Source organism: Geodermatophilus sp. CPCC 205506 (genome assembly GCF_051383635.1).
Lineage (GTDB): Bacteria > Actinomycetota > Actinomycetes > Mycobacteriales > Geodermatophilaceae > Geodermatophilus.
In genome coordinates, this window is the sequence record NZ_JALPKP010000049.1 from 29,270 (window position 1) to 41,583 (window position 12,314).

Annotated in this window: 11 protein-coding genes and 1 riboswitch; of the genes, 7 read left to right on the forward strand and 4 right to left on the reverse strand. The window is 74.0% G+C overall.

Annotated features, from left to right (window positions below):
• The first annotated feature begins 202 nt into the window (after positions 1-202).
• Positions 203-1,294 (forward strand): M4 family metallopeptidase, encoded by a 1,092-nt coding sequence (locus MY520_RS22500; RefSeq protein WP_436694800.1) that lies wholly within the window; start codon positions 203-205, stop codon positions 1,292-1,294.
• Positions 1,278-1,604, forward strand: coding sequence for a protealysin inhibitor emfourin (locus MY520_RS22505; RefSeq protein WP_436694801.1), 327 nt, complete (start codon positions 1,278-1,280; stop codon positions 1,602-1,604). The genes MY520_RS22500 and MY520_RS22505 overlap by 17 nt, the downstream gene beginning before the upstream one ends.
• Before the next feature lie 10 nt (positions 1,605-1,614).
• Here the strand turns inward: MY520_RS22505 and MY520_RS22510 are convergent, their stop codons facing one another.
• Positions 1,615-3,300 (reverse strand): esterase/lipase family protein, encoded by a 1,686-nt coding sequence (locus tag MY520_RS22510; RefSeq protein ID WP_436694802.1) that lies wholly within the window; start codon positions 3,298-3,300, stop codon positions 1,615-1,617.
• A gap of 155 nt (positions 3,301-3,455) precedes the next feature.
• On the opposite strand from MY520_RS22510, the gene MY520_RS22515 reads away from it, so the two are divergent.
• The 3 genes from MY520_RS22515 to MY520_RS22525 all read left to right on the forward strand — a co-directional run bounded on the left by MY520_RS22515 (position 3,456) and on the right by MY520_RS22525 (position 6,869).
• Positions 3,456-4,352, forward strand: coding sequence for a hypothetical protein (locus MY520_RS22515; RefSeq protein ID WP_436694803.1), 897 nt, complete (start codon positions 3,456-3,458; stop codon positions 4,350-4,352).
• 163 nt (positions 4,353-4,515) lie between these two features.
• Positions 4,516-6,105, forward strand: a complete 1,590-nt coding sequence (locus MY520_RS22520) for a P-loop ATPase, Sll1717 family (protein ID WP_436694804.1) — start codon at positions 4,516-4,518, stop codon at positions 6,103-6,105.
• A 2-nt stretch (positions 6,106-6,107) separates the two neighbouring features.
• Positions 6,108-6,869 carry an FRG domain-containing protein gene (locus MY520_RS22525; protein ID WP_436694805.1) on the forward strand — a complete coding sequence of 254 codons (762 nt, stop codon included), beginning with the start codon at positions 6,108-6,110 and terminating at the stop codon, positions 6,867-6,869.
• 26 nt (positions 6,870-6,895) lie between these two features.
• Here the strand turns inward: MY520_RS22525 and MY520_RS22530 are convergent, their stop codons facing one another.
• Positions 6,896-8,785, reverse strand: a complete 1,890-nt coding sequence (locus MY520_RS22530; RefSeq protein ID WP_436694806.1) for a M20/M25/M40 family metallo-hydrolase — start codon at positions 8,783-8,785, stop codon at positions 6,896-6,898.
• A gap of 93 nt (positions 8,786-8,878) precedes the next feature.
• On the opposite strand from MY520_RS22530, the gene MY520_RS22535 reads away from it, so the two are divergent.
• Positions 8,879-9,241 carry an ArsC/Spx/MgsR family protein gene (locus MY520_RS22535; protein WP_436694807.1) on the forward strand — a complete coding sequence of 121 codons (363 nt, stop codon included), beginning with the start codon at positions 8,879-8,881 and terminating at the stop codon, positions 9,239-9,241.
• Positions 9,242-9,245: 4 nt separating this feature from the next.
• Here the strand turns inward: MY520_RS22535 and MY520_RS22540 are convergent, their stop codons facing one another.
• Together MY520_RS22540 and MY520_RS22545 are read right to left on the reverse strand one after the other, a co-directional pair.
• On the reverse strand, positions 9,246-10,907 hold the full coding sequence (locus tag MY520_RS22540) for a bifunctional 3'-5' exonuclease/DNA polymerase (RefSeq protein ID WP_436694808.1): 1,662 nt from the start codon (positions 10,905-10,907) through the stop codon (positions 9,246-9,248).
• Positions 10,908-10,946: 39 nt separating this feature from the next.
• Positions 10,947-11,477: a DNA-directed RNA polymerase subunit alpha C-terminal domain-containing protein gene (locus MY520_RS22545; RefSeq protein ID WP_436694809.1), complete on the reverse strand. Its 531-nt coding sequence runs from the start codon at positions 11,475-11,477 to the stop codon at positions 10,947-10,949.
• A gap of 267 nt (positions 11,478-11,744) precedes the next feature.
• Positions 11,745-11,891: riboswitch (cyclic di-AMP (ydaO/yuaA leader) on the forward strand.
• A gap of 2 nt (positions 11,892-11,893) precedes the next feature.
• On the opposite strand from MY520_RS22545, the gene MY520_RS22550 reads away from it, so the two are divergent.
• Positions 11,894-12,314 (forward strand): transglycosylase family protein (locus MY520_RS22550; protein ID WP_436694810.1); only part of this gene is annotated, 421 nt, incomplete at its 3' end.

Here is a 12,314-nt window from a genome sequence, read left to right on the forward strand (position 1 = left end):
TCAGGATGGGCTCCACGGTATGGGGGTGGCCCCCGTCGCGCAGATCGAGGAACCCCTGGTCGACCGGCTCGGGGCGCCGCCCGTGACGAGCAGGTGACGCCCCGGTGACTGCCCCTCCCCAGGATGGCGACGGCACCTGAGTCCCCACGCCGGGACGCGCTCCCACGAGGGGGCCGGCCCGGTGCTCGAGATCGGAGATCCCATGACCAGCCTCGTCCCGCAGCCCCGGATGGACGCCGTGTGCCGGCTCATCCCCGACCACGTCCTCCGCAACATCGCCGAGCGAGGCGACGACGAGCAGCGCCGCATGGCCCTCGAGGCCCTGGCGTCCTCGGGGACCATGCGCTCGCTGCGGGTCCAGGCGGAGGCCCGCCGGTCGGTCCTGCCGCGGTCGGCCATGCCCGAGCTGACCATCTCCCTGTCGCCCCCGACCAAGGAGCGGATCATCCGCGACGCCCGCAACACGACGGACCTGCGCGCCCCGATCGTGCGGACCGAGGCCGGGACGGCGAGCGAGGACAAGACCGTCGAGGCCGCCTTCGAGCGTCTCGGCACCACCTGGGACTTCTTCTTCCAGGTGTTCGCCCGCAACTCCATCGACAAGGCGGGCATGCCGATCGAGGGCGTCGTCCACTACCGCCGGAACTTCGACAACGCGTTCTGGAACGGCACACAGATGGTGTTCGGGGACGGCAGCGGGCGGCTGTTCACCAACCTGGCGCAGTCGCTGACGGTGTGCGGGCACGAGCTGAGCCACGGCGTCGTGCAGTACGACGGGCCGCTGGTCTACCAGAGCCAGTCGGGCGCGCTCAACGAGTCGATGGCCGACGTCCTCGGTGTGCTCGTCGAGCAGTGGTCCCTCGGCCAGGGCGTCGACCGGGCCGACTGGCTCGTCGGCCGGGAGATCCTCGCGCCGGGCGTGACCGGCAAGGCGCTGCGCTCCCTTGCCGAGCCCGGCACCGCCTACGACGATGACGTGCTGGGCAAGGACCCGCAGCCCGGCCACATGGACCAGTACGTGGAGACCGACGAGGACAACGGCGGCGTGCACATCAACTCCGGCATCCCCAACCGGGCGTTCACGCTCGCGGCCAAGCGGCTGGGCGGCAACGCGTGGGAGGACGCCGGGCGCATCTGGTACGCCTCGCTCGGACACGAACGCCTGCTGCCGACCGCCACGTTCCGCCAGTTCGCTCGCATCACGCGCTACGTGGCCTCGACCCTGTTCGGCACCGGGAGCCGGCAGGTGTCCGCCGTCGAGGAGGCCTGGAGCGGCGTTGGCGTCGACCTCTGAACCGACCCGCGTCGAGTTCCGGCGCACCGGCGGCATGTTCGCCGGCAACCGGGTCGAGCTCGCCCTGACCCAGGACGAGCTCGGCCCGGCCGGCGCCGCGGCGCTCGCCCGGGTGCTGGAGGGCCCCGGCCCGGCGCGCTTCGCCGACCTGCCCGGCACGGGCACCGGCGCCGACGAGTACCGCTACGACCTGACCATCCACCGTGGCGGCGAGGTCGTGTCGCTGCGGTTCGACGAGAGCCGGCTGCCCCCGGAGCTGCTGCCGCTCGTCGAGGCGCTGGAGGAGCGGGCGCTCGACCGGCCGGGGTGACCGCCCCGCGTCAGGCGACGGGGCCGGCTCCTGTGGGCGCCCGGTCGCGGCGGTCCTCGGCGGCCTCCTCGCGGGCCAGGCGCACGCCGAAGGTGGCGGTGAACCCGGTGCCGCGCACCGGGAACCGCCACTCGCCGTCCACCTGCTCGCAGGCCACGACCGCGTCGCCGTCCTCGGCGCCGGCCGCCGTCACCTGGCGCAGCAGCTCCGCGGTGTCGGTGGGCCGCTGGTCGGACAGGTACCGCTCGCCCGTGTGCAGGAACAGCCGCACCTGCGGCTCCAGGAAGGCCTGCAGGTAGTACTGCTTCTGGAAGACCAGGTTGTCCGAGAAGCCCATCCCCCAGCTGTCCCGCTCCCCCACGTACACGTCGAGCCGGACCACCAGGTCCTCGGCGCTGCGGCCGGCCCGCCGGACCTGCGTGTTGAGCCACCCCTCCCAGATGGTGCGGTCGTCGGGATCGGCCCAGTCGAACCCCCGGTCGTCCAGCTCGTCGTCCAGCCCCTCGCGGTGGAAGGGGCCGTAGCAGTTCTCGGCCTCGGAGCTCTGGTGGAACAGCTCGAAGTCCACCAGCCGCGGCTTGACGCACACCCCGAGGAAGAACTCGCTGCGGCCGAACGCGTCCTTGCCGCGGGTCACCCGCGCGTCGACGAGGCGCAGGCGGGCGCGCACGTCCCCGTGGAAGAACCGCATCGCGACCTCGAAGGACTCGCGGCTGGTGACCAGCGAGTCCTCGCCTCCGTGGCACTTGTGGACGAAGGTCCGCGGCGCACCGGGGACCTGCGCGTACGCCTGCTTCACCAGGCCGTCGCTGCGGTTGTAGCGGGGGCCGTACTCCCCCGGCACGGAGGCCAGGCGGTTGAGCAGGCTGGCCGCACCGTTGCCGTAGGACCGGTAGTTCGTCCCCACCACGGTGAGCAACCGCCGCGGGTCGAAGTGCTCGCCGAAGGTCTGGAACGACCAGGCCCTCGGGTCCCCGGACCGGGCGGCCGGTCCGTCCGGCGCGAACGCCTCCAGCTCCTCGGCCGCGCCGAGACCGCCGAGCTGGTCGAGGACCTGGAAGGAGATGCCCTGGTGCGGCGTCCCGAGGGTGACGATCTTGTTGATGTGGTCCTCGGCGGCCCGCGGGTTGCCGTCCTTGAGCGCGGGATAGTCCACCTGGACGGCGTGGCGGACGATCAGCCCGCCCATCGAGTGCGCGATGACGTCGACCTTGGGCACCGGCTGCTGCCGGTGCGCGGCCAGCGCGCGGATGAAGTCGATCAGCCGCACGAGCTCTGAGCCGTAGGTCGAGAAGGACCGGTCCTCGAAGTCGTAGTAGCGGAACACCCAGATGGTGTTCGCCACCGACCGCGTGGACCGGACCACGTCGAGCGCCATCGCCGCGTCGGCCACCAGCCGTCCCTCGAAGAACGAGCGCAGGCCGGCCAGCTCGTCCGGCAGCCGCTCCGGAGCCGCCTGCCGGTGGGCGTGGTAGCTGACGATGTTGGTGGCGTCCTGGTAGTTCCAGTCCGACTTCAGCAGGCGGAGGACCAGGCCCTCGTAGATGAAGTTCTCGCCGCGCTTGTGCGGGTAGACGGTGCCGTCGTTGAAGCCCTGGTAGGCCACCCGCCGCTCGTCGGCGGTGCCGAGGCCGCCGAAGCCACGGATGAGGATGAGCGGGCGCGCCGCGTGCAGGTCGACGGACTGGTCGTCCATGGCCACCTCGCTCGAGGCAGGGCTGCCACCCGGTCGGGCGGCGCGGACGATGATCGGTCGGGGTCGTCACCCCGCCGTCACGCCGGCGTCAACGCAGCGGCCGGCCATGGCGGTGCCGTGACGAGGTCGTGACAGCCGGAGCCGACGATCGGCACATGGCTACCGTCGACGAACGCGGTCCAGGTGGGGAGAGCGCGAGGGAGCGGGCGGTCCGGGAACACGCGTCCCTCCTCCAGGACGCGGCCCACCTGAGCATCGTGGGCGCCGTCCTGCTCACCGGCTTCGCCCTGGTGAAGAGCTACGCGGTGGGCCACTTCTCGCTCACGACCGGAGCGGCGCTGCTGACCACGGCCCCGCTGACGGTCCTGCTGGGCAGCCTGATGTCCTACGCCTACTGGATCCTGCCGCTGGCGGCGCTCGCCCTCCTGTACGGCGCCGTCCGGGCCCGGCGGAGGATCGGGGCCTGGACCTGGGAGGGGGCCGCGCTGCTGGGCCTGGCGGCCCTCTCGGCCCTGCTCTCGCCGGTCCGGTCCCTGCTCACCTGCGGGCTGGCCTTCCTGGTCTTCCTGCTCGTCGCCCGGGGGCCCCGCGCCGCGGCGGAGGCCACGGGTGCCGACGCGCCGGACCACCGGTCGCGGTGGCGGAGCCGCTGGGCCTCCCTCACCAGCTCCCCGCTCTTCCGCACACCGGTCTTCTTCGTCGTCGCGGTGCTGTGGGTGGTGCTCGGCTCGCTGACCCGGCCGTGGACGCCGGTCGAGCTGGTCGCCTTCCAGGAGGGCGCGGAGCAGCGCCTCGTCGTCGGCAACGTGCTCAGTGCCGACGGCGAGTGGACGACGGTCATGCGGGCCGGCGACCGCGGCCTGAACCGCATCCGGTCGGAGGACGTCGCGAGTCGCCGGCTCTGCCACCTCGTCGGTGCCCAGGCGGCGGGGCAGGCACCGCTGCTGTGGGAGCTCCAGGACCGGCCCTACCGGTCGCCGAACCGCAGCTGCCGGAAGCTCGCGGACCAGCAGTCGGACGTGCAGGTGACGGCGGGGTCCTTCCCCGGTTGAGGACTCCCCGGCCGGGCCCGGGCGGGGTCAGCCGGTCCGCGTCCGGGCCAGGCTCGACCCCGTGTCGGCCCGCCTCGTGACGCGGCGGTGACGCGACGGTGGCGCCGGCTCGTGATGGTGGATCGTGCCCCTGCCGTGAGGGCGGTTCCCTGGTGAGGCGGAGATGACCAAGCTCGAGTCTGCGAGGACCAACGCCCTGTCCGGCCCCTTCGGCACCCCGGACGGGTCTCGTGCCGACATCGAGGACATCCAGCGCGACTTCATCGACCTCGACGACCGGCCGGCCTTCGGAGGTGTCGCCACGCGAGCCGACGACGCCAAGGTGCGGGTCATCGTCGGCCGGATGGGCGCCGGGAAGACCGTCTACATGCGGCGCCTGTTCTCGTTCCAGACCGCCAGCAACTCGGTGTACGCCGACAACCCCCAGCAGGCCCTGCCGCAGACCGACGTCATCGTGCGGGCGTGCCAGTGGTTCCCCAAGGAGATCCTCAGCGAGAAGTGGTCGCAGATCTGGCACCGCGCGATCCTGCGCAGCCTCACCACGCACCTGCTCGAGTCCCGGGAGCTGCGCGGCAGCGTCGAATCCGAGGAGGCCGCACGCATCCGCGCGGACTACGGCGATCTGCTGGGGCGGTTCCGGAAACCGCGATCCATCTACAGCGAGCTGCGCGACATCATCAACAGCCACAACTCGGCCATCGACCTCATGCGCTACCTGGAGCAGTCGGACTGGGACGACCTCGAGTACGACCTCGCCGGGCTGCTCCACGACACCAAGCCCGTCTTCTTCTACCTGGACGCGATCGACGACAACCTCAACAGCGCACCCTTCTACTGGCTCCGCTGCCAGGAGGGGCTTTTCTTCCAGGTCATGCAGCTGCTGCGCGACGGGAAGTTCGGCTCCCGGTTGCACGTCGTCGTGTGCATCCGCGACCTCGTCCTCAGTTCCATCAACCGCAGCGAGAACGCGCCGAAGTACTACAACGAGCCGCACATCCGGGTGCTCGACTGGTCCAAGGACGCCATCGAGTTCCTGCTGCGCCAGAAGATCGAGCGCCTGCCTCCCGAGTACCTGATGGCCCCCGCCCTGCCCCGCGGACCGGAGGCGTGGCTGGGCTGCCCCTGGGTGCACAACGAGGCCCGTGGCGTGACCGAGGACGTCCTGGAGTACCTGATCCGCCACACCCGCCTCATCCCCCGCGACGTCATCTCGCTGGGCAACGACCTCTGTCGGGCGGTCCTCCGGCAGAAGGAACTCGGGAACACCGAGGTCCCGAACGAGGTGATGCGACGTGTGGTCTCCCACGCCGCCAAGCGGTTCGGCGACTCCCAGCTGGCCCAGTGCGCGAACCAGATCGCTGCCGACCTCATGCCGAGGAACGCTGCACAGAAGGGGTACTCGGAGTTCTACACGTCCAACCAGGAGTACGCGACGTCCCTCCGCGAGCAGCTCAAGGACGTCATCCGGGCCGTGGGTGTCGATCGATTCGACCGGGCCAGTCTGAACACGCTCGAGGAACTGTCCGGTGAGGTCTTCGAGCACAGCACGCACGTGCCCTCGGTCCTGTGGCAGAACGGGCTGCTCGGGCTGGTCCGCGACGGACGCAGCCACTTCTACTCGGTCTCCGACATGAGTCAGCTGACCATCCCGCCCGACGCGGACGAGTACGTGCTCCATCCGTGCGTCATCGACGCCGTCCCGAGCGTCAAGCCGGTCGGCGCCGCGATCGTCTACCCCTACGACCGGGACTGACGATGACCACGAGCGCGGTGGGCCGCCGGTCGTTCGACACCTGGTACGACCTGAAGCGGGATCTCATCCCGCACCTCTTCGACGGCGGCCCCTTCCAGTCGGGCCGGTACCTGTTCCGTGGGTGCGGCGACGCCGGCTGGAGCCTGACCTCGTCGTTCGACCGGAGGTTCCACTTCCTCCCCGGTGACCAACGGGTCGTCCTGTGGACCGCACTGCTCGGCGCGTTCCGGGAGACGTGCGCCGAGCACGGCGTCGCACCCGAGATCCTCGGTGACGACCGGGCGCTGCTGGCGTTCGGCCAGCACCACGGCCTCCCCACCCGGTTGCTGGACTGGTCACTGAGTCCCTACGTGGCCTCCTTCTTCGCCTTCCGCCAGGCGCTGGACACGCCTGGGGCGACCGGGCAGGTGGCCCTGTGGGTGCTCGACACCCGGTCCAGCGCGTGGTCGGCGGAGATGGGGGTGGAGCTGATCGCCCCGCTGACCGGCGGCAACTCCCGGCTGCGCAACCAGTCGGGTCGCTTCACCTACGCCCGCACACCGCACCTGACGCTGGAGGACTACGTCACGCACCTCGGCTTCGCCGACGGTGCGCTCACCCAGTTCAGCCTCCCGCGGGCCGAGGCCGTACGGGCCCTGCCCGACCTGGACGCCATGGGCGCGAACGCCGCGAACCTCTTCCCCGACTGGAGCGGGCTCGCCGAGGGCGTGACCCTGCGCATGCAGCTGCAGGCCTCGACGGCATCCGCGCCGTCCACCCGTTGAGGCCGCCCCCGGGAGCCCCGGCCTGCTCAGCGCGTGGCGGCGACCCAGGCGGCGGCGGTGACGACGCGGGCGATGTCCGCGGCGTACCCGGCGTCGATCGTCGCGTCCGTCGGCAGGTGGTACTCGGGGTTCATCTCCTCCGGGGGCGCTCCCGGACCGGGGCCGGCGAACAGGTCCTCCGACACCAGCACCGCGGCGTGGCCCTGCTCGTGGAAGCTCGAGTGGTCGCTGCGCCGCTCGGCCTCGTCCCACTCCCCCGTCGCCGGGTAGACCTGCGCCGGGCGCAGGGCCGGCGACACCACCGGTTGCAGCCCGGCGACGAGGCGGGCCAGCTCCAGCGAGCGCGCCTGCACGCCGGGCGCGGGGGTGAAGCCGGCGTGCACCTCGAACGTCCGGGCGGGCAGCCGGTCGTAGCCGATCATGTCCATCTGGAGGACCGCGGCCAGCGGTTCACCCGGCCCCGCCCGGTCGCGGGCGTAGGCGCGGCTGCCCACGAGCCCGTGCTCCTCGGCGTTGAACAGGACGAAGCGGACGGTGCGGCGGGGCGGGGCCAAGGTGTCGTCCAGCGCCGCGATCGCCTCGACGGCGGCCAGCACCCCGGCGATTCCGCTCGCGTCGTCGTCCGCGCCGGGAGCCGGGTCCCGGCCGGCCCGGTACCCGGGCAGGCGGGCCGCCGTGGAGTCCAGGTGGGCGGTGACGAGGACGACGCCGTCCAGGTCACGCCCGGGCAGCTCGGCCTCCACGTTCTCGAGGTCGCGGCCCTCGTGCCGGAACCGGTGCCGGCGGACGGTCAGCCGCCCGCCGCCGATGCGGTCCAGGTCGGCGACGAGCGTGCTGACGGCGACGGCGTTGTCCGGATGGTGGATGTGCCGGCTGCGGATGACGCCGCCGTCCCCGACCGCCGACGCCACCCCCGCGTACCGCTCGACGTGGCCGGCGAGCAGCCGGTCCTGGACCCGTGCCCCGAGGACCTCCTGCTCCGCGCCGGTGAGCGCGGCCGCCCCGACCGGATCGGCCACGAGGGCCGGCAGGACCGCCTCTGCCGGTGCCAGCAGCGCGGGCGACGGGACCAGCTTGAGGTTGTGCCCGTGCCGGGCGTCGGCGAAGTGCAGCCCCTCCACCGAGGCGCCGGCCGGGACTGCGACGAACAGCCCCTCGCCCGTGGAGGCGAGCACGCCGCGCGCCGGCGGTCCCGCGCCGAGGAACGCCGCCGCGTTGCCCTCGGCGGCGAGGAACCCGGTGCGCACCTGCCGGTCGTCGCGCAGCAGGTAGAGGTCGGTCGTCAGGGGCTCGTCGGCGGCGCCGAGCCGGTCGACCCAGAAGCCCAGGTCGTCGAGCTGCGCGGCGGTCGCCACCGTCGTGACCGCGTAGACGGTGGTGCCGCCCTCCCCCGTCACGTGCGCGGGCAGCACGCGCAGGTCCCGCAGCATCTGCCGCCAGTCCCCGTCGGCCGCCGCCGGCGGCACCGTGACGCGGACGTAGCGCAGCGGCGACTCCTGCTCCAGCAGCGGCAGGGCCAGCAGGGGGTGCGGCGCGACGGTCAGGCCGGCGCGGAGCGCGGACGCACGCTCGCCGGGGTCCTCCCCGACGAAGAGCGCCCGCGAGGACCCCGCGGCGGCGGCCGCCTGCTCGAAGGCCGCCGGCCCGTCCTTCCGGCCGTGCCGCACCAGGGCGCGGTCGAACCGGTCGGCCAGGCCCGCGGCGGCGAGTGCCCGGTCCACCTCGTCCGGGGCCACCGGGCCCGGGTCGGAGAGGATGCCCAGGCGCGCGCCGCGGTCCCGGAGCTCGGTCAGCACGGAGTCGACGAAGGAGTAGGGGGTCAACCGGTCGATCCGGTCGCCGGCGCCCGAGAGCGTCACCGAGGCGAGCGTGTCGCCGATGTCGAAGAGGACCGCCGTCCCGTCCAGCTCGCCCATGCCCGCTCCCCACCTGGTGCCCGAACCGCGTGCACCGTAGGGAGGGCCCCGTCACCGGCCTGTCACGCACTAGGCGCGCCCTAGGCTCGGGCCGTGGAGGTCTGGTTCAACCCGTCCTGTTCCAAGTGCCGCGCCGCGCGCGACCAGCTCGAGGAGGCCGGCGTCGAGTACACGCTGCGCCGGTACCTGGACCGGCCGCCGAGCGAGGCGGAGCTGCGCGCCGCGCTGACCGGCCTCGGACTCCAGCCCTGGGACATCACCCGGATGTCCGAGCCGCTGGCCCGCGAGCTGGGGCTGCCGGACGCCCCCCGGGACGCCGACGCCTGGATCCGCGTCCTGGTCGAGCACCCGCGGCTCATCCAGCGACCGATCGTGCTGACCGACGACGGCCGCGCCTGGGTCGCCCGCGACGACCAGACGCTCACCGAGGTGCTCGCGGCCGCCCGCCGCCCCTGACCGCTCACCCCGCGTCGGCCCAGGACCGGACGACCGCGACGTCGAGCGGGAAGTCGACCGGGAAGTCGCCGAACAGCAGCCGGCCGGCCGTGGCCGCGGCGTGCCGCACCTCCTCGGCGACGTCCGCGGCCAGGTGCTCGGGGGTGTGGACGACGACCTCGTCGTGGAGGAAGAAGACCAGGTGCGGCCGCTCCGCCAGCGATCCGCTCGCGTGAAGGCGCCAGAGCCGGTTGCGGAGATCGGCCAGCCAGCACAGCGCCCACTCGGCGCCGGTCCCCTGGACGACGAAGTTGCGGGTGAACCGGCCCCAGGCGCGCCGCCGCCGGTCCCGCTCCTCCCGCGGGTCCGCCTCGTCCGGCGGGTCGCCGAGTCCGGCCGGCCGCTGCGCCCAGCCGCCGGTCGGTGCCGGGGACCCCCGGCCGAGCAGGGTGTGCACGACCTCGCCGCGCTCGCCGGCACGGGCGGCCTCCTCGACCAGCCCGATGGCCCGCGGGTAGCGGCGGGCCAGCCGCGGCATCATCCGCCCGCTCTCCCCGCGGGTGCCGCCGTACATGGCGCCGAGCATCCCGACCTTCGCCTCGGCCCGGGTCGCGACCGCACCGCCGGCCACCATCCCCTGGTAGAGGTCCGTGGACCGCGCCGCCTGCGCCATCGCCGTGTCCCCGCTCATGCCGGCGAGCACCCGCGGCTCCAGCTGGGCGACGTCGGCGACCACGAACCGCCAGCCGTCGTCGGCGACCGCCGCGGGGCGCACCTGGGTCGGGACCGACAGGGCGCCGCCGCCGGTCGCCGCCCACCGCCCGGTGACCACGCCCCCGGGGAGAAACGACGAGCGGAACCGGCCGTCGCGCACCCAGGTCTCCAGCCAGGTCCAGCCGTTGGCCTGCAGCAGCCGTGACAGCTTCTTGTACTCCAGCAGCGGCGGGACGGCGGGGTGGTCGACCTGCTCCAGGCTCCACGACCGGGTGTCGGTCACCGGCAGCCCCGCCGCCTGCAGCGCCCGCAGCAGCACGCTCGGTGAGTCGGGGTTGAGGTCGGCGGCCCCGAGGGCCGCCCGCACCTCCCCCGCCAGCCGCTCGAGCACCGCCGGCCGCCGGCCGGCTCCCGCCCGCGGTCCGAGCAGCTCGGTCAGCAGCCGCTCGTGGACGTCGGCCCGCCAGGGCAACCCGGCGTGCGTCATCTCCGCGGCCACCAGCGCGCCGGACGACTCGGCCGCCAGGAGCAGGCCGAGGCGCGCCTGCTCCGGAGAGGCGGCGACGGCGGCCTGCTGGCGCTCGTCCTCGGCGACGGGGTCGAGCCGGTCGGCGGGGTCGTCGAGCGGGAAGAGCGCGGAGTCCGCCGCGGTCACCGGCTCCAGCGCGTCCCATCCCGGGGTGTCGTCGGCGGCCAGCAGGGCCTGGTCGACGAACGGCGTCCGCCGGAGGACGGCGTGGGCGAGTCTCAGGTCGGTGCAGCGCTCGACCCGGACGCCGGCCTCCAGGAGCGCCGGGTACCAGCGCGTGGTGTCGTCCCACACCCAGCGGACCGACGGGCCCGCCTCCCGTGTCCGGACGTACGCGGCCAGCTCCTCGGCCGGGAGCCGGCGCACCTCGGTCGCCGTCCCGTCGTCGGCGTGCTCGCGCACCTCCACGGCCGCTCCACGGCGCCGGAGGAGGACACGGGTCACCCGTGCAGTGTCGTCGAGGTCCCCGACAGGACGACGTCGCTAGCGGCCGAGCAGCCCGCGCAGGCGGCGGACCGGCAGCTGGACCGACCACCGGGCCACCCGCCACGGCACGCCGGCCGCGGCGCGGGCCAGGCGCGCGCCCAGGTGCAGCAGGTCGGCGTACTCCGCCGGCCGGGGAGCCGCAGGCGCGGGACGAGGAGCGGAGACGGGCGGCGGGTCGGGCGGCCGCCGGTCGGGGACGAGCAGGTCGACCGCCGTGCGGCGGCGGGGGCCCCGCAGCGAGTCGAACGACGGGATGGGGGGCGCGAGCGGCGACTCCGTCTCGGCCGGCCGGGGCTCCGTGCCCGTCACCGGCGACGGACTCGGGTGCGGCTCGGGGACGACGAGCCGGATCGCCGCGATCAGGCCGGTGCCCAGCCCGGGGACCGCGGCCAGCTCCCGCCGGGTGAGCGCCGCGAGGTCGTCGACGCGGGTGACGCCGGCGCGGGTCAGCGCGGTCACCGCCCGTCCCGGCAGGCCCAGGTCGGCGATCGTCCGCGCAGGGGCGGGCCCCGTCGACCTGGTCGGCATGGCATCCGACCCTAGTGCCGCCGCCCGGCCGGCGATCGCCCGAGCCGGGCGGCCCGCCCCGGACGGACGCCACGCCAAGCCGTTCCGGCGTGTCGTGTGACGCACCGGACACGGGAACCGGCGCGTTCAGCGACGACCAGCCCATTCCCGATCCGCGTGTCGAGTGTGACCGGCGACACGGCGACAGTCGACATGACCGGTCGTAGCGTTTTGGCTGCGCTCAGCAAACAAGTGAGCGTGGCGCCGGTCCGCCAAACCCTGCCCACCGGCTGTCCTCCGAAGAACTCCGGGCAGGGGTGGGGGACCCACGTCCACGGCGCGCCGCGCGCGCCTCGGGGTGAAGCCGCGCACCGCGGCCGGGCACCGATCGTCCGAACCCGACAGCTCACCTCGCCGGCGGCGATCGGAGATCACCCATGCCCAAGCACCGCGCGCCTCGCTATGTCCGCACCAAGAAGGTCCTCTCCCGCGCCCCCGTCGCCGCCGGCGCCACCGTCGTCGGGATCGGCGTCCTGAGCTCCCCGGCCCACGCCGGCTCCACCCACGACTGGACCGGCGTCGCCGAGTGCGAGTCGGGCGGGAACTGGGGCATCAACACCGGCAACGGCTACTACGGCGGCCTGCAGTTCAGCCCGGCCACCTGGGCGGGCTTCGGGGGCACCGACCTCGCCCCCCGCGCCGACCTCGCGACCCCCGCCCAGCAGATCGAGATCGCCGAGAAGGTGCTCGCCGGTCAGGGCATCGGCGCGTGGCCGACCTGCGGCAAGCTCCTGGCCGACGGCACCACCGCGGCCGCCGCGGCGCCGGCACCGGCTCCGGCCGCCGCGCCGGCACCGG